Below are 23,369 nucleotides of genomic sequence, written 5' to 3'. Positions count from 1 at the left end.
CCAGTTGACGGGGAAAGTAGATGCCAGAAACGCTTGAAAGCTGGGATCCCAACGACTGGGAGGAACACGTCTACAGCTTGCTGTCCGATCGGCATGGCGCGCTCAACGTCTCGCCGGTTCCCGCGCGGGACAAAGGCGACTGGGGAATCGACTACTACAGTCTTTCAGACAAAGCGGTGTACCAGTGCTATGCGGTCCAGGAACCATGCATGGTGTCGGATCGCGCGTCAAAGCAGGTCAGCAAAATCACCGGCGACCTGGGCAAGTTTTGCCACAAGAAAACTGAACTCGCCAAGCTTTTCGGTTCCGTGCAAATCAATCGGTGGGCCCTTGTCGTTCCGCTCCACGACAGTGCTTCGGTTAATACCCATCTGACCAAGAAAACGGCCGACGTTCTGGCTGCCAAGCTTCCTTATGTCGCATCCGATTTCCAGGCGCTGATCCAGTGCCCAAAGAGCTTTGCGTCGAGTTCAGTTCGAGCGCTCGAACTACGCCGCTTGTCAAACCTCATCATCGCCCAGGACGCCACCCAGCTGGAGCGAACAACGTGGGCCGAGAACGCGAGCCCTCTTGTCGAAGACCTGCGGAAAAAGCTCGCGAAGCGAATACAGTCCTCGTCCTCCCCCGATCAAGACACCGACAAAGCCATAGGCTGGTTCTTGAACGGCCAAAACCTGCTGCAGATTTTGCGATCCAGAGCGCCATCCATTCACGACAGAGTGCTGAGCGCCATCTCCCGGCGACTCGACCTTTTGGAACTTGCAGGTCCCAGCTCTTCCGGGTCTGCAGAAACCGCGCTCCGCACCGAGTTTGAGGGTCTGAAGGCTGAACTGAAGCGCGAAGCCCCTCACCTCTCCGACGCAAACGTACACACCATCGCAATGGGAGCTCTTGCCGAGTGGCTCATGCGGTGCCCGCTGGATTTCCCACCTTATGGTTGACCTCGAAGCTCCCCTACTGAATCAGTTGCTGGACGGCCCGTTTCAACTGACCGCAAGGCCTGAGCCTGTTCCCGGCGATCTCCGACTGAGCTGGGGTCTCGCCTTGGTCGTGCTGCTGCTTGGGAGCTCGAAGGGGAACAAGGCGTCCCTGCAAAAGTTGCATTTCCTCGCCCACGCCGCACGCACCCCCGAATCACGAAATGAGACGCTTCTGGTGTTTGCTGGTGAGAAGCGGGCCGCGGAACTGCCAACGCGGGTGGAGCCTTGGCTCAACCGCGCTCTTTCCCTCGCCGCGGCCAGCCGCCTCATCGTTCTGCCGAAGGGAAAGGGAGCCGCGCTGACAGAAGCCGGCGTCGGTACCTATCAGATGCTGTCCGGCGATCCATCGATTTTGTCGGCCGAGAAAGCCTTCCTTGCGGCCATCGGGAAGAAAGCAACCGAAGCGGCCGTGGAACGAGTTCTTCGAATGGAGAGTCCCTGATGTCCTTCAAGCTTCGTCATCTGCGGCTTCGGACGGAAACCCTCGCAGGCACCTACGGTGCGGACATCCCCTTCGAAACCGGCCTAAATGTCTTGTGGGCCGACAACACGATGGGGAAATCCACCTGCCTGCAGGCGGTGATCTACGCGCTCGGGTTGGAGCGCATGCTCAGCTCCCGGCGTGAAATACCGCTGACGTACGTCATGACCAGCCACTTGGACGACCCGGAAACCGGCGAGCAACACAACGTTCTGGAATCGTCCGTCTGGCTGGAGCTGGAGAACGGCAGGGGCGAAATACTCACCGTTCGCCGCACGGTCAAATCGGACATCGATCCGAAGCTCATCAGCGTTTTCTCCGGCCCAGCCCTGACGGATCCCGCCGACCACTTCACTCAACGGGACTACTTCGTCCTCGATCCGGGGGCGGCGCAGCGGGAAGCTGGTTTCCACCGAATGTTCGTCGACTTCGTCGGTTGGGCGTTGCCGCGCGTCAAGAGATACGACGGCGGAGAGACCACGCTGTACCTGGAGACCCTTTTCCCACTGTTCTACGTCGAGCAGAAAGCTGGGTGGTCCGCGGTGCCGGCGGTGTTTCCGACGTATTTCCAGATCCGCGAGGTCGGACGTCGAGCCGTCGAGTTCATCATGGGGCTGGACACCCACGAGCTTGAGTTAAAGAAGCAGCAGCTGGAACTCGACATCGCCGCAAGCAAAGCAGCCTGGGTCATCAAGCGCGACGAAATCCAGGCCCTGGCCCGGCTGACCAGCGGCAGGGTTGAAGGGATAGCTTCCACGCCCATGCTTTCGGTGGCAGAGATTGAGCGTGCAGTGTTGCTGCTTCCGGATGGCAATTCGTGGCGCACCTTGGCGCAGGAATCACACTTGATTCGAAATCAGGTGGCCGATCTCGCGGGGGAAGATGTTCCGACGGTCAGTGAGATTGCCCCGGAACTCGTGGCTGAGATCAACGCCCTCACCACCCAGATTGCCAGCATCAACGCTGAGCGGAACAATCTGTTTCGTCTTCGGCAAGTCGAAAACGCCCAACGGGAAGCTGCGGCTGTACGACTGGCATCGCTTGATGACGATCTGAAGAAAAACCAGGACGCTCAAAAGATTCAACGATTGGGCTCGCTCCTGGGCTCGAACCTCGTACTGCACCACTGCCCGACGTGCGAACAGCCGCTCGCCGATACCCTGCTTCCGCAACGCGCGGGCGTATCGGTCATGCCGGTTGAGGACAACATCGAATACATCAAAGCGCAGAAGGCCATCTTCAACCAGGTGCTGGACCAATCCGCGGTGTCAATTCAGGACTTCGAGAAGCGACTGGCGGCCTTGACCGAGGACGTGAACGCACGAAGTTTTCGCTTGCGTGCATTGCGGGCCGACCTGACGGCCCCGGCCAACGCCGCATCGATTTCCGCCATCGAACAGCGCCTTCGGCTTGAGACGCGCCTTCAGACCTTGGACGACGTGCAACTGCGCTTCGGTGAAAGCAAGCTGGAACTTCAAGCCATCTCTTCGCGGCACAAAGCCTTGTTAGACGAGCGCGGTTCCCTCCCCGATGACCGCTTTTCCGAAGCGGACAAAACAAAGCTGACCGTTCTCACGCGGTTGATCCGAGAGCAAGCGACGGCGTACGGGTTCACAACCTTCTCGGCGAGCGAGATAGATATCGCCGAAGACACGTTCCGCCCCGAGAAGCAAGGCTTTGAAATCGGTTTCGAACTCTCCGCCAGCGACGCCATTCGGTTGAAGTGGGCCTATCAACTTGCGCTCCTGGAACTCAGCCGGAAGCAGCCAACGAATCACCCGGGCGTTTTGTTTTTCGATGAACCGCGCCAGCAAGAGACGAAGAAGGCCAGCGTTCAACATTTGTTCGAGCGAGCCGTCAGTGCAAAGGACAGCGGACAGCAGGTGATTTTCGCCACGAGCGAAGACCGGGAACAGGTGGAAGGTTTTCTTCGCGGACTCAACTGCAGCTTGGTGGCCTTCGACGGGAAGATTGTTCAGCGGATTAGGTAGCCGCGCCGAACGCCCTCCGCTCGCGCCGCATCGCGGCGGGGTCTGGGGCCAACGCCCCAGCGCACGCGGCCCCGCCAGGGGCCGCCCGAAAACCCCAGCGGGGTTTTCATAAGTGCGCTCTTACTCGGGTCTGGATGCTCGATGTTCGCTGGCTTTTTCCGCGCCGCACGCAGGCCGCCCGCACCGTCTCAGGCGCTACCGCATAGCCGAGAGCCCGCCTTCGATTCGCTCAGTCGGCGACGCTTTCGTTCGATCACGCGGCACCGCGGCGATCCGACCGGACGCGAAAAAACCCACAACTTTCATCTACCCGTTTTCCGTGGGCCGTGGTTCAACCAAGGGCATTCCACGCAAGGAGTTGCCCATGACCAAGAAGTTGCCAATTTCCCGCAAGTTGCGCCGAGGGATCGAAAACCTTGGGTTCGAACTCTACTACTTGCCGCGGCGCTCGGAGGAGCGCAGCGGGAAGTACCCACAACTTGAAAAGGTCCAATATGTCTGGCCGGGAGAGCTGATGCGCGTTCGCGACCATGCAGAATGCGTGGTCGCCCTCATCAACAGACAGCTGGGCGATCGCCCGACTCAGCCACCAGCTTGGAAGCTGGTTCGAACGGACGATGCGACGGAGGAGGCGAAAAACGCAGATTCCGCCCGAGGAAAATCCAGCGCCGCTCCGACCGGTGCGGGGTCGCATCCACTCCGACGGAGGCGCCCATGAGCAGCGTTGTATACGACGATCAGTTGTATCGTGCCGCTCAGCGCGCCGCGCAACGCGAAGCGAAATCCCTGCTCAAAGCCCTGCGGCGCGCGCACGCCGAGAAAGCAAAGGCTCGGCGCGCGCAGGCCCGCCGCAGAGCGGAACTTGGGGATGCGGTGCTGAAGGCTGGCTGCGGCGATTGGCAAACGATGGAGGTGGTGGGCGCGTTGCTGGACGCGGTACAGCGATACGGCCATTCACCGACGCAGCGGCTGGCCTTGCGCCAACGCGCGGAGAGTGCCTTACAGGTCGATGAGCCGGCCCCGCCGGCAAGCGCCCCTCCTATCGACGCCGAGCAACAAGCGGGCCTCGTCGCGGCAATGTTCGAGCCCTCGGCGTAGCAGCAGTGCGACGGGCCGGATACCGGCCCGTCTGTCTGACCCGATTGCGGAGACCGGGCCGCTGAAAGCTCTCCCGTGGGCCTATGCCGGTTATGGGCTCGCCCGGGTGGGAGGATGCGCCCCCGAATGGCAGGTGTTCCTCGGCAAGGCCAACGGCCGTAGAACTTGGGAGCCCATGCTGCACAGTGGATTTTTCGGTATCGTCGTTCCCACGTCATCGGCGGGCCTTAGGGGAGGCGAAACCGAATGAATGCAACAACACCGCGGCCGTTCGTCTCGTGCTCGTTCGAGCAGCTTGAAACTCATTTCAAGAACGCCAAGAGGGCGGGCAATGCCGCCGTCCTGCGCGACCTCCAGCACGAACTGACGTTCCGGCACAAAAACCGGCACACACCCGGCCTGGCGGCCCAGGTAATCGCGGCACTCAGTTCGCCCCCGCCAGCCCGTAGAGCGCCGGCAGAAAGGACCGCGCCGGCACCGGCACCGGCCCCAACGTCGACGAGGCCGGCCGCCACGCCCCGAGTGCCTTCTCGCGCGGCCCCGCCACCGCCCGCGCGGGCGTCCGCCGCTCCTGCCCCAAGGACCGCCTCGGCCCGGCAATCGCCCGCACCTCGGCCCCCATCGCGCGGCCGAACGGGTTTGCGGCCCACCGACGAGCAGCAGCAGGCGCTCGACGCGTTCGAGCGCGGCGACAGCCTGAAAATCAACGCCTACGCGGGCGCCGGAAAGACTTCCACCCTGAAACTGCTGGCCAACAGCACGGGGCGCTGCGGCCAGTACATCGCGTTCAACAAGGCCATCGTCGCGGATACCCAGGGCGCGTTCCCGCCGACCGTCGATTGCTCGACGCTGCACAGCTTGGCCTACCGAGCGACTGCTCCGGGCTACCACGGCTCCATTTCGAAACTTACCGGCCGGATCAACGCCAACGAACTCGCCCAGGCTTTCGACCTGAAACCCCAAGCCTTTGGGCCGGACTTGGTCCTGGCGCCGCGATCCCAAGCGTTCCTGTTTTTGGACACGGTGCGCCGGTTCGCTCAGAGCGCCGAGCCGACAATCCTGCCCGAACACGTACCGCCGCACGGCGCCCTTCGGGCGGCCTCGCCGGCGGTGCTTCGGGCGGTACAAGCGCACGCGGTCGCCGGCGCGCAGAAGCTGTGGGGCCGCATGGTGAGCGCCACCGATTTGATGCCGCTCGGGCACGACGGCTACCTCAAGCTCTGGGCGTTGTCCCAACCGCTCCTCGGTGCCGACTTCATACTGCTCGACGAGGCCCAAGACACCAATCCGGTGGTGCTGGGCGTGCTGGCGGACCAAGAAGCCCAGATGGTCTACGTGGGCGACAAGTACCAGCAGATTTACGAGTGGCGCGGCGCCGTGAACGCGATGGAAACGATCCGGACCGACGCCGAGGTCCAACTGACCCTGTCGTTCCGCTTCGGGGAAGCCATCGCCGACCTCGCCTCAAAGGTACTGCGTCAACTTGGGGCGACCGCTCCCATACAAGGCAACCCGAAGGTGCGCAGCCGCATCGGCCCGGGTGAGCCGGACGCGGTGCTGGCGCGCTCGAACGCGAGCACCATGAACGCCGTCATCGAGGCCCTGGATTCGCGGCAGGCCCCGCACCTGGTCGGCGGCACGAAAGAGCTGAAGGCACTGCTCCGGGGCGTCGTCGCCCTGCGGGCCGGCCAGCCTTGCGACGTACCCGACTTCTTCGGTTTCGCGAATTGGGACGAGGTCGTCGAGTTCGCCCGCAGCGAGGAAGGCGCACACCTTCTCACCTTCGTGAACCTGGTCGAATCCTTGGGAGAGCGCCGGCTCCTGTGGGCGTTGGGTCGGACCGTGGACGAGGAGCGCGCTGACCTGATGATTTCCACAGGGCACAAAGCCAAAGGGCGCGAGTGGAAATCCGTACGACTGCTGGACGATTTCATGCGGAGCAAGCCGATGGCGAGGGATCGGGAGAACCCGGGACCGGACCCGGCCGAGCTGCGGCTGCTCTACGTCGCCCTGACGCGCGCAAAAGTCGCCTTGCAGGTGCCCGACTCGCTGCTTTCGTTGATTGGTTCCAATTGACGGCATAGGCCGTCTGCGGCAGCCGCAATGTGATGGAGGTGCACGATGACGGATTTGAGCGTGTTTCTCGTACGCGACCATCTCTCAATGGAGGATGCATCGCCGCCGGGCATGACACACGTTTCCATCGTCGGGGACGACGGTGAACTCGGACGTTTGTTCGTCAAGAAGCACAAGTCGAAAACGCCGCGTTGGGCTACGTTCTTTGCGGCGCATACGAACCCGGACGCACTCGGCCACGTGGAAGCAGCCGGAGCGCTCTACCTCACCCCCGCTGGCGGCAGACTTTTTGCCGTGTCGTTCGGGACCGGTCGGTTTCTGCTCCAGCCCGATACCGTCGAGGAACGTTTTGGCCTGATGTGCGTGCTGAACGCATCGCAGATGGACGACCTGCGCAGCGTGGACACAAAGACCTTCAGTTCCACGTCGCGCAACAAGCGGGTGCAGGTCGCACGCCCCGCGGAGCCCCAGGAATTCGGCATCGATGCGAGCGCGGACTTGATCCGCACCATCACTGCAAACCCGACTGGCGAGAACCTGCCAGCGCGCATGACCGGCGCCGACCATCTGGGCATCAGCATCGCGGGCACTCCGGAATCGCTCTCCGCCGAGTTGGAACGCTGCCTCAAGCTCTACCAGTCCGACGCCTACAAGAAGTATTTCGGGTTCATTGACAAGATTAAGGTCGTCAAACCCAAGAGCGCCGAACACGAAGCGCTCGATGGGCTGTTGGCGAAAGAGCTCAAGCGTACGTACGACGCAGGCGGCGTTGGCGGAAAATGCTGGATGGCCATTCCGGACATCGTGGATTGGGATCGCGTTGTTCGGTTTCGCTTTGGCGCGACGAAGCGGCACAAGCGCTATACGGACCTACACCTACCGGGGTTCTTTGCAACCGTCCGCAAGGACCAAGAACTCCACCGCGCCTTTCTTCAACAGCATTTTGCTTTTGCGGTGGACGGTGAAGACTCGCCGATCCATCAGTGGAGCATCATGAAGTGCCTGCACTACGAGGTGGAACACGAAGGTCAGCAATATCTGCTCTCATCCGGCAGTTGGTACCGCCTGGCCTCGGACTTCATCCAAGAGGTCCGCGACTACGTCAAAGGGATCACACCCTTCTCCGAAGAGTTAATGGAGTACAGCCACGAAACCGAAACCGCCTACAACAAGGCACTCGCCGAATCAAATCCCGACCGCTTCGTTCTGCTCGATGCCAAGAACATCGCGATCGGTGGGCGCAGCAACAAAATTGAATTCTGCGACATCTACACCCGAGAAAAGCAAATCATCCACATCAAACGCTTCGGCACCTCGCAGGCATTGGGGCATCTGTGCAACCAAGCAATGGTCTCCGGCACGCTGCTACGCAGCGAAAAGTCTTACGCTGGCAAGGTGAACGAGAAGATGGGCCCAGACCGCAAAGCAACCCATCATCTTCCCGAAGAAGGTGCCATGCCGCGGGCTGTAGGCGATTATTCCATCGTGTTCGCCATCGTCAGCGGTTCCGAAACCCCCATCGCCGAAAGCCTCCCCTTCTTCACACAAGTTGCCTTGCGGAGCGTTTGCGAACGACTGAGGGACATCGGATACGCGGACATCCGGCTGGGCCGGATCGCAGTGAACCCCGAGCACCTGAAAAAGGAGGAGAATCCGGTTCAATAGTGGCCCGGTGCGATGCAGGAGGCAGAAGCACGATGGATTGACGAAACGGTCAACGTCGCGACAAACGTTCTGTTGGCTCAACTCCTGTCGGTCGATGAGCTCAACCGCGCAACAGCGCCTTCAGACGGTCGAATTCCAACCAGCTCCCCCAGCCCAGTCCCGGGAACAGTTCCGCCAGCTCACCTGCGGTCCACGGCCGCATGTACACCGACTCGTGTACGTCGTCTCCGGGCTCGTGGCCCACGAAAGCACGACGCCGTTCCGCCGGGAGCCCGCTGCCCTGCAGCTCCTGAATCACGGTCTTTCTGAGGCTGTGAAAGCCCACGATGCCGTTGGCACGTCTTGGCTTGATGCCCAGCTTGTCGAGGTAGTAGCCGAAGCCCTTGGAGATCGCATTGCCGGCGCCGGCCTTGCCGTCGATGCGCATGCCGTCGAACAAGCGCTCTTTGCCCTGCCGGCGCAGTTCTTTCACGCGCTCCAGCAAGCCCAACTCCACCAGCCCCGGGTGGATGGGAACGAGGCGTCGCGACGCTTCGGTCTTGAGCGACTGGCCATCGGAGTCCGTGGCGATGCGGATGCAGGGAATGCCGTCTTCCTCAATGAAATCCGATAGGTAGAGCTGCGCAACTTCACCCACCCTCGCGCCGGTAAACAAGCCAATGAGCGCCGCCCACTTCGTGTGTACGGTGCGGATGCCGGCCATGTTGGCGGGATTGAACACGCGCTGGAGAGCGGGCACGTCCAAGGCTTCCCACTGGAAGCCATCGGCCTTCCGTCTGGCCTTCTCTTTCTTCGTCATGACGACGACCCCTTTGACGGGGTTCGGCCCCATCCACTTGCCCCGCTGAGCCAGGAAGGCGAAGAGCTGGGCGGCGTGGGACACCGCGTTGCCGGCCGAGCGCTTAGTCATCGGCACGTCTTTGAGTTTGCTGGAGGGCTGGGTCATCAGGCCGTGCGCCCAATCGCCGGCTTTCTCGCGCGTGATTTGGGCGACGGGCGTGGTGCCACCGATGGCGGCCTTCAATGAAGCGAAGGCGCGCTTGCGCTGAGACCACGTGTTGGGTTTCAGGGTCGCGGCCTCGGCCTCCTCGTAGAGCTTGATCGCGGCGGCGAGCGTCAGGACCGACGGCGGCTTTTTCGTTGCCGCTGGCAGCCGATGGGACATGTCCGGCAACGGCTGCGCCAGTGCGACCCGAAGATTGCCAAGCGCCTGCAGCGCGTCGAGCACGGCCTGGTTGTCCTGCGGCGTGCCGTCCGTGCGGATGCGGGTCGGCAGCAAGGTGGCCGGGTCCACGTCCATCTCGTAGGGGCGCACGGCGCCCAGTGGGGCGTTGGCCACGATGTCGTCCACGCGCGGCTTTGGCATCGCAGTCCCCCTCAGCTCCGCGAAGACCTCAGCGTAGCGCAGGGAGAGGGTGAGGGCGTAGACCTTGGCGGCCCGCGCATCCCGGGTTCGAAGACTGGTTTGGAGAAACCGCCGGCCCATGGCGGCCTGCAAATCCAGCGGCACCCATTGCCGGAAATAAAAGACTCCGCTGGGCACACGGATGAGGTGGTGAGCGATGCGCATGAGGCTCCATTTGTGCGAGCCGGTTGTGCGAGCGCTTCAAAAGCTAGAAACGAAAAAGCCCCTGTAAAAACAGGGGCTTAGACGTGATGGCTGGGAGACTAGGATTCGAACCTAGATAAACGGAGTCAGAGTCCGTTGTCCTACCGTTAGACGATCTCCCAATAACTGCTCGCTTCGCACGCTCTGACCTGGAGTGCGATGCGTCCGGGACTTCCTGTCCCGTCGATGCGTGATTAGCGCTTCGAGAACTGGGTGGCGCGGCGGGCTTTGTGCAGGCCGACCTTCTTACGTTCCACTTCGCGTGCATCGCGGGTCATGAAACCGGCTTTGCGCAGCGGGGACTTCAAGCTGTCGTCGTATTCGGTCAGGGCGCGGGAGATGCCGAGGCGGATCGCGCCGGCCTGACCCGTGGTGCCGCCGCCTTCAACGGTGACGAGGATGTCGAACTTCTCGCCGACCTTGAGCAGTTCCAGCGGCTGGCGCACGATCATGCGCGCGGTTTCACGGCCGAAGAAGGTGTCGAGGGTCTTGCCGTTCACCGTGATGTTGCCGGTGCCGGGGCGCAGGAACACGCGAGCGGCGGAGGTCTTGCGACGGCCGGTGCCGTAATTCTGTTGCAGTGCCATGTGCTCTATCTTCCTGCGGAGATCAGATGTCCAGCGCCTGCGGCTGCTGGGCGGAATGCGGATGCTCGGCGCCGGCGTAGACCTTCAGCTTGCGGTACATGGCGCGGCCCAGCGGGTTCTTCGGCAGCATGCCCTTGACGCCGATCTCGATCACGCGCTCCGGATGGGTAGCGAGCATGTTCTTGAGCGGGGTCGTCTTCAGGTTGCCGATGTAACCAGTGAAGCGGTGATAGAGCTTGTCGTCCAGCTTTGCGCCGGTGACATGGATCTTTTCTGCATTGACGACGACGATGTAATCGCCGGTGTCAACGTGCGGGGTAAAGACGGTCTTGTGCTTGCCGCGCAGACGCAGCGCGATTTCGGAGCAGAGACGTCCCAGCGTCTTATTGGTGGCGTCGACGATGTACCAGTCGCGCTTTACGGTCTCAGCCTTCGCGCTGAACGTTTTCATGACAAGAAACCTTGTGCCAAGAGGGCAGGGAAAGGCGCGGGATGATAGCGGCACATTCCCGAGGCTGCAAGCCCTGGAATCGCTGCGTATCCGGCCAGACCCGGCGGAGCGCCGGGGAACGCGAATGTTAGCATTGTTCGGATGCCCGCTAAAACCCCCACCACTGCATTGCTTTCGATTGAACTGCTGAATCTGGCAGACCAATGTGTTCTCTGCGGCCTGTGCCTGCCGGCCTGCCCTACCTATCGGGTGGAACGCACGGAAGCCGAATCGCCCCGCGGACGCATTGCCCTGGCCAAGGCCCAGGCCAACGGCGATCTGACGCTGGATTCGCAGGGGCTGGCCCATCTGGAACATTGCCTGGGCTGTCTGTCCTGCGAACGCGCCTGCCCGTCGGGCGTGAAGTATGGCCGCATCATCGATATGGCGCGGGAACAGGCAGCGACGGCACCTGATCGTTTCCACTCCTTACTGTATGCCGCCGCGGCCCACCCGGGCTGGATACGTCTGGCGGCGCGACTGAGCCAGGTGCTGCGTCTGTCGCGCTGGCTCGCTCCGCTGGGACGCCGCCGCAGCTGGCGTTGGGTCGCGCAGATTCCGCCACTGCCGGCAGTGCCACACATGCCGGTAGCGACACCGCCGCAAACGCGCGGCCGCATCGGTCTGTTCCTGGGCTGTGTTGCAACGGCCTTCGACCGCGATACGCACGCGGCGGCGCGGCATCTGCTGCAGGCACTGGGCTATGCGGTAGTCGAACCACAGGGCCAGGCCTGCTGCGGCGCGTTGGCGCAGCACGCAGGACAGGCGGCGATTGCCGCTAAGCTGGCTTCGCCCACGCGCGCGGCGTTTGTCGGCAGCGGCGTGGAAACAGTGCTGGTAACGGCCTCGGGCTGCTACGGCACGCTGCGCGATCTCACCTTTGCAGAGACGGCGATCCACGTGCGCGAGATCGGCGAATTCCTGGCCTCGGATGCGCAGCTGGCGACGCTGCAGTTTGCGCCGCTGGCAGGTAAGGCCGCGCTTCACCTGCCCTGCTCGCTCACCAACCGCGTGCGCGCGGCGGGCGCCACGCACGCACTTCTGCAGCGAATTCCACAATTGACTATTGTTGAACTGCCGGAACAACCGCGCTGCTGCGGTGCTGGCGGCACGAATTTCCTGCGTTTTGCGGCCACGTCGGATGCGCTGCGCGACGAACAGCTGGATGGGCTGCAGTCGACCCAGGCCACGCTGTTGCTGACCAGCAATATCGGCTGCCGCCTGCACCTGGGCGCCGGCCTGCGCGAGCGCGGCGCGGCGCTGGAAGTGATGCACCCGATAACGTTGCTGGCGCGGCAGTTGGTGGCGGCCGGCAGCGGTGCGGCGGGCGAGTCGCCGCGCCATTGAATACTTGGCGTCTTCTTTCAAGGAACCCGACATGTTCACACGTCACCTCAGCCGCTTCGACCGCCTGCTCGACCAGGTCGAGCACGCCTTGAGCACATCGCTAGGCGCCCGCGCCGAGGCGCAGCGGGCGAACCCGGCCGGCGATCTGCCGGCCGCCGAGCTGGAAGAAGCGCAGCGTCTTCACGCCGCCGGACTGATGCGCATCAACCACACGGGGGAGGTTTGCGCCCAGGCGCTGTACCTGGGCCAGGCCGCCGTTGCGCGCGATACGGCCACGCGGACGCAGTTACTCGACGCGGCACAGGAGGAAACCGATCACCTGGCCTGGTGCCAGGAGCGCCTGCAGGAGCTGGACAGCCGCCCCAGTGTGCTGAACCCGCTCTGGTATGCCGGCGCCTATGCGATGGGGCTTGCGGCCGGCCTGCGCGGCGACGGCTGGAACCTGGGCTTCGTGGTGGAAACAGAGCGGCAGGTCGAGGCGCACCTGGACGAGCATCTGGAAAACACTGGCCTGCCGTCGGCCGATAGCCGCAGCCGTGCCATTGTCGCGGTGATGAAGGACGACGAGGCGCGCCATGCGGAACATGCACTGGCCGCCGGCGCAAAGCCGCTGCCGCGGCCGATACCGGACCTGATGCGCCTGGCGGCGAAGGTGATGAAGACGGTGGCTTATCGGGTTTGAAGCGACTGGCGGCACGCACCGGCGAAACCGCCTGACGAAGTACGGTTGCCTCCCTTGCTGCATCCCACCCCCGACGCAGCCGGGGGTGGGACTCGCAACATTTATGGCAAGCAGGTTTCGAACGTGCCGCGAAAAATCCGGTTGCTGTTCGCGGTGATGCCGAAGAGGTTGCTGTCGTCGCTGCTGCGGCTGGGCGCCAGGGCACGCAGTCGCTGGCTGCCGTCAACCGTATACAGCACCACATTGGAAAAAGTGGCGATGCCGTTGACAACCGTGACCGGGCCGCCGCCGCTGACCGGGGCGCCGGTGCAGTCGGAACGGGTCAGGCGTACCTGGGTGGCATTGTCGCTGGTGACAAGGTTGCCGCTGCTGTCTTCCACGCGCACGGTGATCGCCGGCAGGGCTACGCCGGCCTGGGTGGTGACAGGCTGCTGGGCGAAGGTGAGCTTGCTTGCCGCACCGGTGGTGATGTTGAACGCGTTGCTGTCGCTGGCGGGCAGGCTGCCGCCGCTGGTGCGCAAGGTGTAGCCGCTGCCGCCCAGGTTGATCTTCAGGGCATTCCAGGTGGCCACGCCGTCGACCAGGACACCACTGCCGCCGCCGCTGAGCACCGCGCTGCCGCCGTTGGGATCGTTGCCGATCGCAATATTCAGCGCCGACAGCAGCCCCATCGGCACCAGCACGCCTTCGTTGTCGAGCACGCGCGCCCTCACCGCCGGCGTGATGCTGGCATTGACGGCGGTATTGCCGGGCTGTTGCACGTAGGCAAGGCTGGCTTCCTGCTGGAAACGCAGGCGGCCGTAACCGTATTTGTAGTCGCGCCCGGCTGTGCCCAGATCGTTGCTGCCGGTGCCGGACAAGGTGCGCAGGGGCGTGACGATCAGGCTGTCCAGCGTCGCCGCCGTGGTCGGTATGCCGTTGCGCTGCATCAGCAGGGCGGCCATGCCGGCCACATGCGGTGTCGACGCCGAGGTGCCGGTGAAGCTGGTCGCTGGCGGCGGGTTGGTGCCGCCCACGCCGTAGCTGACGGTGCTGACATTGTCGAAGCTGGCCAGATCGGGCTTGAGGTTGGGATCGGTCGAGGCGCTGGTCGTCGGAATGCCGCCGCCGGCTGCCAGTACCGGGCCTTCGGAACTGAAGTTTTCCTGCGGCGTGGTGCCTGCGGTGGCGACGTTGATCGCGGCAACCGAAACCACGTTGGGCGAATCGGCCGGGAAGCCCAGGCTGCGTTCGGGCACAGAAATTCCCAATGGGATATTGGCAAAAACCTGCAGGTTGGTCGCCGTGAGCGGCGTACCGGCAACGCGTACCACGGCCACGCCGAACACTGCGCTGTTCGCCGCGCAGCCGCTGCTCGTGCCGCTGGCGGAATAGACGATCTGCTCCTGCGGTGTCTGGCCGCTGCCGCCGCCCTGCAGCAGGGTCGACTGGGCTACCGGCAAGGACTCCCAGGTTGTCGCATTGGTACGCCGGTACAGATACAGGTCGTAGTTGCGATTGGAACCGGGCGAGGTCCAGGCATTCCAGTAGAGGTCGACCTGGATCGTGGTACCGGCGGGAATGCAGTACGACTGGTTCGTCGCCGGGCCGCTGCCGAAGGCGTTATACAAGGTGGTGCCGCCGCTCCAGCTGTGGAAGCCGCTGCCGGTAGTGGCCAGCGAAAACTCGCCGCCCCAATGCTGCAGCCGCTCGTTGCCTGCCGCATTCACCACGATCACACCGCGATTGCGTGCCCAGCCGGCGGCTTCGGCAATCGAGCCCGCCAGCGCCGTGCCGTCGCCCTTGCCGTCCAGCGGCGCGCCCAGCGAAGCGGAAATCACCTGCGCGCGTACCGCGCCGGCACTGCCGCCACTGCTGTTGAGGTTGGCTGCGTCCAGGATGGCGCGACGCCAGTCGCCGACGGTAACGGTGTCGTAGACACGGAAATTTGCGCCCGGCGCCACGTCGTAGGCGATCTCGGTAGTGGCATTGCCATGGCTTACGCCCATGCAGCCGAAGGTGTTGCTGGCGCAGCCGGCCGGTGCGGGCGAAGACAGCGTCTTGTAGTTCAGAAATGTGACCCGGCTGTCCGGCGGCCAGTTGTTGTTCGCCGCCAGCTGCAGGCTGTTGATCTCACCGTTGGTGTCGTCGAACGCGTCGATCATGGCAATGGTGATGCCGCTGCCGGTGAATGCCGGTGTGTTGCCCTGCCACAGGTTGACTCGGCCGGCAGCCACGCCCTGGCTGGTGACGGTGCCGATCAGCGATCGCGCCAGCCGCGCCGGCACGATGCTGACTACGTCGGCATCGCGGGCAAGCTCGTACAGCTGGCTGCGCGCCAGCACCGCTTCGTAGCGATCGGCCGACAGCATATTGCGGACCTGGGCGGCCGTGCGCGCCAGCGCCTGCCCGGCGCGTTCGGCGCCGGCGTCGTCGCGGAAGCGCACTTCCACCAGCACGCTGTCGGCATCGGCGAGACTTTCGGGCAGGCGCGCGGCCTCGCTGCCGGCGGGCGCGCGCAGCTGGGCGTGGATCTTGCGCGCGACCGGGTCGTCGCTGTCGGCCGGCGGCAACACCGCCGTGCTTGCGGCCGATTCATCGGCCGGCGCGGAAAAAAGCGGGAATTCGGCCGCGTGGCTTGCCGAGAAGGCAAGCAGCAAGGCTGCGGTCAGCGAGCGAAGCGGAATGGGGTGCGACATGGGGGGCGGCACGGCAGCAACAGGGGATGCGGCCATGCTAGCAGCGCGGTTGTTAAGGCGAACAGCGCCCAGGTCACTTTTGCCGGACGCTAGCGTAGCGACGGTTCAACCCGCCGCGACGCGCAATAAAAAACCCCCGGCCGTTGCCGGCCGGGGGCTTCGATCTGCGGCGTGGCCGTACGGCCTCAGCCGAGATTGCGGCCGTGGAACAGCTCTTCGATCTCGTACTTCAGCTGCTGCTCGATGCGCAGGCGGTCCTTGAACGACAGGTCGGACGCGTTCGCTTCGAACAGGTAGGTGTCGAGCAGGAACTCCTTCACGTGCATCTTGGTGTGGAAGATATTTTCCTGGTAGACGTTCACGTCGATCATCTCGTAGCGCTGCTTGATGCTCTTGCTCAAGTAGTCCTGGATCGAGTTGATCTTGTGGTCGATGTAGTGCTTCTTGCCCTTCACGTCGCGGGTGAAGCCACGCACGCGATAGTCCATCGTGACGATGTCGGACTCGAAGCTCTCGATCAGGTAATTCAGTGCCTTCAGCGGCGAAATCACGCCGCAGGTGGCCACGTCGATGTCCGCGCGGAAGGTTGCAATACCGTTGTGCGGATGCGTTTCCGGATAGGTGTGGACAGTGATGTGGCTCTTGTCCAGGTGCGCGACCACGGCGTCGGAAATGACGTCGCGGCCGGCCAGCTTCTTGTCGATGATCGGCTGTTCGGAGATCAGGATCGTCACGGAAGCGCCCTGCGGGTCGTAGTCCTGACGCGCGATATTGAGGATGTTCGCGCCGATGATATTGGCCACATCGGTCAGGATCTGGGTCAGGCGATCGGCGTCGTACTGCTCGTCGATGTACTCGATATAGCGGTCCCGCTGCTCGGGCGTCACCGCGTAACAGATGTCGTAGATATTGAAACTGAGCGCTTTGGTCAGGTTGTTGAAACCTTGCAGCTTCAGTCGGGGAAGAGGCTTGACCACGGCGTAATACCTCGCGCAGGCCGGGGTGGGGGGAGTAAAGGGCGCGGATTATGGACCATTCGGGTTACGGATTACACCTTGGCCTGCAGATTGCGCCGGCCGCGGCGGGATTCGTTAAGCGACGTCGCTTTGCACTACTATGCTTCCTCGCGTCGGCCGCATGGGGAACCGCCGCGACGGAACAGGCCCGCTCGCGGCCACCGACTACAGTCCGTGGCAAAGACCGCGGCTCGCACAGGAATTGGGGCTCTCAGGCATGCAAAAAATTGCCGACTTTCGTTACAACCTGCAGCAGACCGTGAACAAGGTCCAGGCGCCGCCCATGCTGGTGCCGGACCGCCAGGCGATGGAACGCTTCCTCGGGCAATGCCACCGTCGCCGCTATCCGAGCAAGACCGCCATCATCCGGCCGGGCGACTCGGCCAATATCCTCTACTACATCATCGACGGCTCGCTCACGGTACTGACCGAGGACGAGGAAGGCCGCGAGCTGATCCTGGCCTATATCAACCGCGGCGAGTTCATCGGCGAGATGGGCCTGTTCGTGGAAACCCCGCGGCGCGAAGTGATGGTGCGCTCGCGCACGCCGGTGGAACTGGCCGAGATCAGCTACGAGCGCCTGTTCCATCTGTTCGAGACCAGCCTCGCGGCGGAATGCCCGAAGATCCTGTTCGCGATCGGCTCGCAGCTGTCCAACCGCCTGCTGCACACCTCGCGCAAGGTCAGCCGCCTCGCCTTCATGGACGTGACCAGCCGCGTGGCCAAGACGCTGATCGACCTGACCGAGGAGCCGGATGCGATGACCCATCCCAAGGGCAGCCAGATCCGCATCTCGCGCCAGGAAATCAGCCGCATCGTCGGCTGTTCGCGCGAAATGGTCGGCCGTGTGCTCAAGCAGCTGGAAGAACAGGGCATGATCACGGTCACGGGCAAGACCATCGTCGTACTCGGTACGCGCTGACGGCAGCGGCGGCGTGCCGGCAACGGACGCGCCGCCGCCCAGCAAACCGCCCGATCCAACCCCATGAGCGAACGCAAACTCGCCGTATTCGATTTCGACGGCGTGCTGCTGCGCGGCGACAGCTTCGCCGGCTATTTGCGCTGGCGTACGCGACAGCGGCGCTGGCGCCTGCTGGCAGCGCTGCCGCTGCTGCCGCTGCTGCCGTTGCTGGGGTACGCACGCACCCTGCCCTTCGCCGCCCGAATCTTCGCCCGCGCGCTCACCCTGGGCCTGACGCCGCAGCGCTTTGAAAACGAGATCGCGCTTTTCAGCGAGGAATGGCTGAGCCGGCCCAGCCGCCGCATCCGGCCGCTGCTGCAGCGCCTGCAGGCGCACCAGACCGCTGGCGAGCACGTCGTCGTGGTCAGCGGCACGGCGCAGCTACTGCTCGATACGCTGCTGCAGCAGATCGGCGTGAGCGATGTCACCGCGCTGGGCACCGAGCTGCAGTTCGGTGGGGCCGGGCTCAGGGCGCGCCGGCACAACTTCGGCGCGGCCAAGCTGGTACGCATGGCCGAGGCCGGCCTGCCCGCGCACTGGCACTACTGCTACAGCGACAGTGCGGCCGACCTGCCCATTCTTGCCGCGGCAGACCAGGCAATACTGGTCGACCCCAAGCCCGCCGAAGAAGCACAGCTGCGCGCCGCATTGGGTGCGCGGCTGGTCGAGTGCGTGCGCACGCGCTAGGACTTACCGCGCAATTCGCCGCGCTCATCGCGCCCTACGAAAGTGCAGCGCCGTAACCGCCCAGCGCAGCACCGCAACCGCAGGGTGCGATGAGCGGACGCGAATTGCACGGTCGCAGAGTTCCATGGCGGCGCCTTGATCGCCGGCGGGCCGTGCTACTCGCTGTCATCTTCGCGCCCTAGGCGAACAGGCGCTGCAGCTCGCTGCCCGGATCGGGCGCACGCATGAAGGCTTCGCCGACGAGGAAGGCATGGATGCCGTGGCCGCGCATCAGAGCCACATCGGCGGGAGCGAGAATGCCGCTTTCGGTCACCAGCAGGCGGCCGGACGGCATTTGCTCGCGCAGGTCCAGCGTGGTCTGCAGCGATACCGCAAAGGTGCGCAGGTTGCGGTTGTTGACGCCGATCAGCACCGGCAAGGACTCGGCCACGACCAGCGCACGCTGCATTTCCTCGGCGTCGTGCACTTCCACCAGCACGTCCATGCCCAGGTCCAGCGCCAGCGCGGCCAGTTCGGCCAGGGCCGCATCGCCCAGTGCGGCGACGATGAGCAGGATGCAGTCGGCGCCGAGCAGGCGCGCCTCGTAGACCTGGTAGGCATCGATGGTGAAATCCTTGCGCAGCACCGGCAGCGTGCAGGCGGCACGGGCCTGGCGCAGGTAGTCGTCGGCACCCTGGAAAAAATCCACATCGGTAAGAACAGACAAGCAGGCCGCACCGCCGCTCTCGTAGCTGCGCGCAATCGCCGCCGGATCGAAGTCGGGCCGGATCACGCCCTTGCTCGGGCTGGCCTTCTTCACCTCGGCAATCACCGCCGGCATTGCGGCGTCGATCTTGTGCTGCAGCGCCGCGACAAAGCCGCGCACCGGCGAGGCGTCGGCAACGCGGGCGGACAGTTCACGCAGGGAGACCACGCCGCTGCGTGCGGTGATTTCCTCCACTTTGCGCGCCAGTATCTTTTTCAGAATATCGCTCATGCCTTGCGTCCTTGTGCTTCAGCCGGCCAGGCGGCGGGTGGCGGCGACAAATTGATCGAGCTTGGTCCGCGCCTCGCCGGTGGCTATCGCTTCGTTGGCCAGGGCCAGCCCTTCGGCGACAGACCCGCTCAGATTGGCCGCGTACAGGGCTGCACCGGCATTCAGCACCACGATGTCGCGCGCCACGCCAGGCTGGTTGTCCAGCACTTCCAGCAGGCGCCGGCGCGAATCTTCCGCATCGGTCACCACCAGCTGGCGCGACGAGGCCATGGCCAGGCCGAATTCCTCGGGGTGTATTTCGTACTCGCGCACTTCGCCGTCACGCAGCTCGCCGACCAGGGTGGCGCCGCCGAGGGAGATTTCGTCCAGGCCGTCGCGGCCGTGAACGACCAGCGCATGCTGCGCGCCGAGCTGCTGCAGCACGCGCACCAGGATGCCGACCAGATCGGCATGGAATACGCCGAGCAGGATATTCGGCGCGCCGGCCGGGTTGGTCAGCGGGCCGAGGATATTGAACAGCGTGCGCACGCCCATTTCCTTGCGCACCGGCGCCACCACTTTCATGGCCGGATGATGGTTGGGCGCAAACATGAAGCCGATGCCAGTTTCCTCCAGGCAGGCGGCGACGCGGGGCGAATCCAGGTCGATGCGCGCGCCCAGCGCTTCCAGCACGTCGGCGCTGCCCGATTTGGACGAGACGCTGCGGTTGCCGTGCTTGGCCACGCGCACGCCGCAGGCGGCGGCGACGAACATGGCGGTGGTGGAGATATTGAAACTGTGCGCGCTGTCGCCGCCGGTGCCGACAATATCGACGAAATGCGCATAAGCCGGCGTGACCACGCGGGTCGACATGGCGCGCATCACTTCGGCGGCCGCGCTGATCTCGCCGACCGTTTCCTTCTTCACGCGCAGGCCGGTGGTGATGGCCGCGACCATGGTCGGCGACACCTCGCCGCGCATGATCTGGCCCATCAGGTCGACCATCTCGTCGTGGAAGATCTCGCGATGTTCGATGGTGCGCTGCAGCGCCTGTTGCGGGGTGATCGCCACGGCCGGCTCCGAGTGTTCGGGGCCGGCGATGATAAGCAGTCGGGCGGCAAAGGTCAGTGTCGGGCTTGGAATAAGCCCGGCCGGCAGAGTTCGCCTGCCGGCCCGGACCGCCGATTGGTTAGCGCGTGGGCAGCGAGCGCTTGTACAGATCCTTCAGTTCGATCTCGTACTGGTCGATGCGGTAGCGCTCGCGCAGCACGCGCTCGGAGCGGACGAAGTCGTTGAAGATAGCCGGAGACATGTGCTCCTCCGCAGTGACGCGGAACGGCACGAAATGGTAGGCGCACAGGCTCTGTTCGACTACCTCGCAGCCCTGGCTGATGAAGTACTGATACGTATTGTTCCACTCCGTCTGGCACGCCACCAGCGACGGTTCGCTGAAGGAATGGTCGCTGGGACTCATTACGACGTCGCCGGAAGGCAGAGTGGTGGGGCAGCTGAAATCGAGCGTGCCCGAATACCAGACCACCGGACCGTTGATATAGGCCTGGGCGGCGCCGGTGGCCAGCAGGGCGGCAGCAGCGGCGAGGATGCGAAGCGAACGGAACGACATGAAGGATTCTCCTGTGGATGAAGGCCGGCGACGGCGCTGACGGCCGTGGGCCAATCCAAGCTAGGCCACGACGCCGCCCCTCCGCGAGAACAAACACGGGCGTACCAGGGCATAAGCCTGGACAAGGCGGGACGCTTTTCCGGCCAAGTCACTGACCGCCATACGCTCTTGGCGAAGCCCGTGGACGATTTCGCCCGCCTCCCAGAAACCATATTCAAATCAGTAATTTGTCGAAATTCGTTCCCGGCTTGATCCCAGCCAGGGCTTGCAAGCCGCGCGCGTCGCTGCCATTCATCGGCCCAGCCGGCCGCAGTGCTCTGGGGTCGCTGTTGCTGCTCGCGACTGATCGGCACACTGTCAAGAGTCAGCCAGCCGGCGCGATCCGGGATGGATCGCCCGAGGGCCGGCCGCAAGCGCGGTGCGGTTTTCGGACCACGTAGGCAAGCTCCGCTTGATTCGTCCGCTCGGGGAAGAAACAGGAAACGCCTTTCCCGACATCCTGCTAGGGGAAACCGCTTGAAGAATTACCGTCTGTGTACCGTCCTGCTCGTACTGTTCGCCGCCGGCCCGGTTCTGGCCCATGACCAGCTACCGACGATCGATGCCTGCCGCAGCGGCAAGCCCCGGATTCTCGGAAGTTTCGGCTACGTCCAGAAAGGTCTGCGCGACTACCAGATCTGCCTCAAGCGCGAAGCCGCCAACCTGCCTGGCCGCACCGGCGGCGGTGGTGGGGGTGGTGGTGGTGGTGGTGGCAGCGGCGGGCCTTACTGCCTCGTCAACACGACGGTCATCACCATGGTGGGCTGCCCGGCCCAGACCTGCGGCGATTTCGACGACGACTACAGCGTCGCCCGGGCGCTCGCGCTCTCTGCATGCACCAGCTACGTCGGCCCCGGCACCGAGTTTCCCGAGGGCGGCCTGGTCGTGCCCGTGTTCGAAGCGCCGCAGACCTTCTTCAGCGAAAACCACCACGCCGACTACCAGATCACCCAGGGCATTTCCGGCACCTGTGTGCTGTGCCCGGATGAGGTGACGCAGTAGCGGCATAGCCCCTGCAGACCCGTTTGGTACGTGCGTAAAACCCTGCCTGCAGGCGCTCGATAGCGGGTGGGCGACAAGCCGGGCTGGCGCAACGCCAGCTCCGCGAAATAACCATCGTTTTACGCGGCGGCCGAGCAGACGATTGCGTATGTCGGCTCGCCGCGGCCGTTTTTCGACGCGGTTCGCCTACTTGCAGCGTTTTCTTCCCGCTTTGACCCGATGCGGCGCTTGCCCGCTGACGGGTTGCCTGCGATTGGCCGCGGCAGCCGCACGAACACTGGCGGCTACTCGAATCGCCGATCGGAGACCTGCATGAACACGAAAACCCTCACCCCAACCCTCTCCCCCGATGCAGCCGGGGGAGAGCGAGCGCGCTGTAGCCGCCGTTCGCGCGCTTATCGAGTTCTGACGAGAACATTCTTCTGTCGTAAGCACGATTGTCGACCGGCTTGCAAGGTTCTGAACCTTGCGCTCAAGGTGCCGGACAGGGGCGGCACGGTCTGGACCGCTACCCGCAAGGTTAGAAAAATCCGGACACCCACCAGAGAGCGTTTCTGGGCGCCACCGAGTCCATCCGCCCGCCGGCGCCACGACCCGGTGCGGACCGACTTCTCGCAACCGCCGCCAGCCAGTTGATCGACACCCCGTACGTGCCCGTTCGGCAAGACCGCCACCGTGCCCCATACGCGCCCATCTCCCGTCGCGTATCGACGCCTCCGCCAACAATCAATATCAATTGATTTATACAAGTTATACATTACAAATGTGCAGAAGCTGAAAGCACTGTCGTCGTAGACACTTCCTGCGTTCGCCCGCGCTGCATCAGGGAACGGCAGCGTATCCCAACACGCGAACGTTGCTGGCCGCATGGCCATTCCTCACCCGGACAGGAAGTACTTCGTATGACACAGAACGTGATTTCCATCAGCTTCACCGACGCCGACCTCACCGCCATCGACAGCGCGCTGGCCGCGCTGGAAGAAAAATTCGTCACGCTCATCTCCCTGAGCAACGAGGAAAAGCGTGCCCTCTCCAAAATGGGCACGCGCGCGGAAACCTTCATCCGCGAAACCCTGGTGGCGATGGAACAGAATCCCGACATGATTCCGGCGACGCTGAACCTGGCCGAAGCCCGTATCGACCTGACCGCGCTCGATGTACTGCGCCCGCGCATCGCCCGCCTCAACCGCCTGGTCCAGCGCGGCAACGACACCATGGTGGCCATCGGCAGCGACCTGGATGCGGTCTCTCGCCTGGGCTACAAACTGGTCGATACCTTCGGGCCCGAACTGGGACTGGAAGAACTGCGCCGCAACCTGTCCGCGCGCTTCGCGCGCAAGCGCAAGGCCGCAGAACCGGCGCCCGAAGGCGAGCCGACGGGAGAGGCCAAGAAGAAATCGT

Annotated in this window: 21 protein-coding genes and 1 tRNA gene; 13 read left to right on the top strand and 9 right to left on the bottom strand. The window is 63.9% G+C overall.

Going from position 1 to position 23,369, the window contains the following annotated elements; translation table 11 throughout:
• Positions 1-20: 20 nt before the first annotated feature.
• From DFR29_RS21140 to DFR29_RS21115, 7 genes are all read left to right on the top strand, one after another.
• On the top strand, positions 21-941 hold the full coding sequence (locus tag DFR29_RS21140) for a hypothetical protein (RefSeq protein ID WP_133820636.1): 921 nt from the start codon (positions 21-23) through the stop codon (positions 939-941).
• Positions 934-1,422: a hypothetical protein gene (locus tag DFR29_RS21135; protein WP_133820635.1), complete on the top strand. Its 489-nt coding sequence runs from the start codon at positions 934-936 to the stop codon at positions 1,420-1,422. The genes DFR29_RS21140 and DFR29_RS21135 overlap by 8 nt, the downstream gene beginning before the upstream one ends.
• Positions 1,422-3,452, top strand: coding sequence for a hypothetical protein (locus DFR29_RS21130; RefSeq protein ID WP_133820634.1), 2,031 nt, complete (start codon positions 1,422-1,424; stop codon positions 3,450-3,452). Before DFR29_RS21135 ends, DFR29_RS21130 begins: the two co-directional genes overlap by 1 nt.
• 364 nt (positions 3,453-3,816) lie before the next feature.
• On the top strand, positions 3,817-4,170 hold the full coding sequence (locus DFR29_RS29355) for a hypothetical protein (RefSeq protein ID WP_166654248.1): 354 nt from the start codon (positions 3,817-3,819) through the stop codon (positions 4,168-4,170).
• Positions 4,167-4,550, top strand: coding sequence for a conjugal transfer protein TraD (gene traD, locus DFR29_RS21125; RefSeq protein WP_166654247.1), 384 nt, complete (start codon positions 4,167-4,169; stop codon positions 4,548-4,550). Before DFR29_RS29355 ends, traD begins: the two co-directional genes overlap by 4 nt.
• A 639-nt stretch (positions 4,551-5,189) precedes the next feature.
• Positions 5,190-6,626, top strand: coding sequence for a UvrD-helicase domain-containing protein (locus DFR29_RS21120; protein ID WP_166654246.1), 1,437 nt, complete (start codon positions 5,190-5,192; stop codon positions 6,624-6,626).
• Positions 6,627-6,671: 45 nt separating this feature from the next.
• The gene (locus DFR29_RS21115; RefSeq protein WP_133820631.1) at positions 6,672-8,291 is read left to right on the top strand and encodes a DUF6119 family protein; all 1,620 of its coding nucleotides are present in this window, start codon (positions 6,672-6,674) and stop codon (positions 8,289-8,291) included.
• Between the two features lie 100 nt (positions 8,292-8,391).
• On the opposite strand, the gene DFR29_RS21110 is transcribed toward DFR29_RS21115, so the two are convergent.
• From DFR29_RS21110 to rplM, 4 genes are all read right to left on the bottom strand, one after another.
• Positions 8,392-9,861 (bottom strand): site-specific integrase, encoded by a 1,470-nt coding sequence (locus DFR29_RS21110; protein WP_133820630.1) that lies wholly within the window; start codon positions 9,859-9,861, stop codon positions 8,392-8,394.
• An 87-nt stretch (positions 9,862-9,948) separates the two neighbouring features.
• Positions 9,949-10,022, bottom strand: a tRNA-Gln gene (locus tag DFR29_RS21105).
• Positions 10,023-10,094: 72 nt separating this feature from the next.
• Positions 10,095-10,487 carry a 30S ribosomal protein S9 gene (gene rpsI / locus DFR29_RS21100; RefSeq protein WP_133820629.1) on the bottom strand — a complete coding sequence of 131 codons (393 nt, stop codon included), beginning with the start codon at positions 10,485-10,487 and terminating at the stop codon, positions 10,095-10,097.
• Between the two features lie 22 nt (positions 10,488-10,509).
• Positions 10,510-10,938, bottom strand: coding sequence for a 50S ribosomal protein L13 (rplM, locus tag DFR29_RS21095; RefSeq protein WP_133820628.1), 429 nt, complete (start codon positions 10,936-10,938; stop codon positions 10,510-10,512).
• Between the two features lie 141 nt (positions 10,939-11,079).
• Here rplM and DFR29_RS21090 point away from each other — a divergent pair, with 141 nt between their 5' ends.
• A complete protein-coding gene (locus tag DFR29_RS21090) occupies positions 11,080-12,324 on the top strand; it encodes a (Fe-S)-binding protein (RefSeq protein WP_133820627.1) in 1,245 nt (414 codons plus the stop codon).
• A 31-nt stretch (positions 12,325-12,355) separates the two neighbouring features.
• Complete coding sequence (gene coq7, locus DFR29_RS21085) at positions 12,356-13,006, top strand: 2-polyprenyl-3-methyl-6-methoxy-1,4-benzoquinone monooxygenase (RefSeq protein WP_133820626.1); 651 nt, start codon at positions 12,356-12,358, stop codon at positions 13,004-13,006.
• Positions 13,007-13,107: 101 nt separating this feature from the next.
• On the opposite strand, the gene DFR29_RS21080 is transcribed toward coq7, so the two are convergent.
• Together DFR29_RS21080 and speD are read right to left on the bottom strand one after the other, a co-directional pair.
• Positions 13,108-15,684: a S8 family serine peptidase gene (locus DFR29_RS21080; protein WP_166654245.1), complete on the bottom strand. Its 2,577-nt coding sequence runs from the start codon at positions 15,682-15,684 to the stop codon at positions 13,108-13,110.
• Between the two features lie 185 nt (positions 15,685-15,869).
• Positions 15,870-16,661 carry an adenosylmethionine decarboxylase gene (gene speD, locus DFR29_RS21075; protein ID WP_133820624.1) on the bottom strand — a complete coding sequence of 264 codons (792 nt, stop codon included), beginning with the start codon at positions 16,659-16,661 and terminating at the stop codon, positions 15,870-15,872.
• Positions 16,662-16,917: 256 nt separating this feature from the next.
• On the opposite strand from speD, the gene crp reads away from it, so the two are divergent.
• Positions 16,918-17,622 carry a cAMP-activated global transcriptional regulator CRP gene (crp, locus tag DFR29_RS21070; protein ID WP_425598876.1) on the top strand — a complete coding sequence of 235 codons (705 nt, stop codon included), beginning with the start codon at positions 16,918-16,920 and terminating at the stop codon, positions 17,620-17,622.
• Positions 17,623-17,685: 63 nt separating this feature from the next.
• Positions 17,686-18,348, top strand: a complete 663-nt coding sequence (locus tag DFR29_RS21065) for an HAD family hydrolase (protein WP_133820623.1) — start codon at positions 17,686-17,688, stop codon at positions 18,346-18,348.
• Between the two features lie 178 nt (positions 18,349-18,526).
• Here DFR29_RS21065 and trpC read toward each other — a convergent pair whose 3' ends face one another.
• The 3 genes from trpC to DFR29_RS21050 all read right to left on the bottom strand — a co-directional run bounded on the left by trpC (position 18,527) and on the right by DFR29_RS21050 (position 20,927).
• The gene (gene trpC / locus DFR29_RS21060; protein WP_133820622.1) at positions 18,527-19,324 is read right to left on the bottom strand and encodes an indole-3-glycerol phosphate synthase TrpC; all 798 of its coding nucleotides are present in this window, start codon (positions 19,322-19,324) and stop codon (positions 18,527-18,529) included.
• Positions 19,325-19,342: 18 nt separating this feature from the next.
• Entirely contained in the window at positions 19,343-20,374 is a 1,032-nt protein-coding gene (gene trpD, locus DFR29_RS21055) for an anthranilate phosphoribosyltransferase (RefSeq protein WP_208113675.1), read from the bottom strand.
• 118 nt (positions 20,375-20,492) lie between these two features.
• On the bottom strand, positions 20,493-20,927 hold the full coding sequence (locus DFR29_RS21050) for a hypothetical protein (protein WP_133820620.1): 435 nt from the start codon (positions 20,925-20,927) through the stop codon (positions 20,493-20,495).
• Between the two features lie 516 nt (positions 20,928-21,443).
• Between DFR29_RS21050 and DFR29_RS21045 the strand changes: the two genes are divergently transcribed.
• Together DFR29_RS21045 and DFR29_RS21040 are read left to right on the top strand one after the other, a co-directional pair.
• The gene (locus tag DFR29_RS21045) at positions 21,444-21,968 is read left to right on the top strand and encodes a hypothetical protein (RefSeq protein WP_133820619.1); all 525 of its coding nucleotides are present in this window, start codon (positions 21,444-21,446) and stop codon (positions 21,966-21,968) included.
• A 902-nt stretch (positions 21,969-22,870) separates the two neighbouring features.
• On the top strand, positions 22,871-23,369 hold a 499-nt coding region (locus DFR29_RS21040), incomplete at its 3' end, for a hypothetical protein (protein WP_133820618.1).

Origin of the sequence: Tahibacter aquaticus (assembly GCF_004363655.1) — a bacterium.
Lineage (GTDB): Bacteria > Pseudomonadota > Gammaproteobacteria > Xanthomonadales > Rhodanobacteraceae > Tahibacter > Tahibacter aquaticus.
Note: the sequence above shows the minus strand (reverse complement) of the source record. Positions and strands in the feature narration are given on the sequence as shown.

Bases quoted from the DNA above. Each gene is read 5' to 3' on its own strand.
- DFR29_RS21080 (WP_166654245.1), bottom strand. From the start codon at position 15,684: ATGTCGCACCCCATTCCGCTTCGCTCGCTGACCGCAGCCTTGCTGCTT.
- rpsI (WP_133820629.1), bottom strand. From the start codon at position 10,487: ATGGCACTGCAACAGAATTACGGCACCGGCCGTCGCAAGACCTCCGCC.
- DFR29_RS21140 (WP_133820636.1), top strand. From the start codon at position 21: ATGCCAGAAACGCTTGAAAGCTGGGATCCCAACGACTGGGAGGAACAC.
- DFR29_RS21110 (WP_133820630.1), bottom strand. From the start codon at position 9,861: ATGCGCATCGCTCACCACCTCATCCGTGTGCCCAGCGGAGTCTTTTAT.
- crp (WP_425598876.1), top strand. From the start codon at position 16,918: ATGCAAAAAATTGCCGACTTTCGTTACAACCTGCAGCAGACCGTGAAC.
- DFR29_RS21065 (WP_133820623.1), top strand. From the start codon at position 17,686: ATGAGCGAACGCAAACTCGCCGTATTCGATTTCGACGGCGTGCTGCTG.
- DFR29_RS21115 (WP_133820631.1), top strand. From the start codon at position 6,672: ATGACGGATTTGAGCGTGTTTCTCGTACGCGACCATCTCTCAATGGAG.
- DFR29_RS21090 (WP_133820627.1), top strand. From the start codon at position 11,080: ATGCCCGCTAAAACCCCCACCACTGCATTGCTTTCGATTGAACTGCTG.
- coq7 (WP_133820626.1), top strand. From the start codon at position 12,356: ATGTTCACACGTCACCTCAGCCGCTTCGACCGCCTGCTCGACCAGGTC.
- DFR29_RS21135 (WP_133820635.1), top strand. From the start codon at position 934: ATGGTTGACCTCGAAGCTCCCCTACTGAATCAGTTGCTGGACGGCCCG.
- DFR29_RS29355 (WP_166654248.1), top strand. From the start codon at position 3,817: ATGACCAAGAAGTTGCCAATTTCCCGCAAGTTGCGCCGAGGGATCGAA.
- DFR29_RS21130 (WP_133820634.1), top strand. From the start codon at position 1,422: ATGTCCTTCAAGCTTCGTCATCTGCGGCTTCGGACGGAAACCCTCGCA.
- trpC (WP_133820622.1), bottom strand. From the start codon at position 19,324: ATGAGCGATATTCTGAAAAAGATACTGGCGCGCAAAGTGGAGGAAATC.
- DFR29_RS21050 (WP_133820620.1), bottom strand. From the start codon at position 20,927: ATGTCGTTCCGTTCGCTTCGCATCCTCGCCGCTGCTGCCGCCCTGCTG.
- rplM (WP_133820628.1), bottom strand. From the start codon at position 10,938: ATGAAAACGTTCAGCGCGAAGGCTGAGACCGTAAAGCGCGACTGGTAC.
- traD (WP_166654247.1), top strand. From the start codon at position 4,167: ATGAGCAGCGTTGTATACGACGATCAGTTGTATCGTGCCGCTCAGCGC.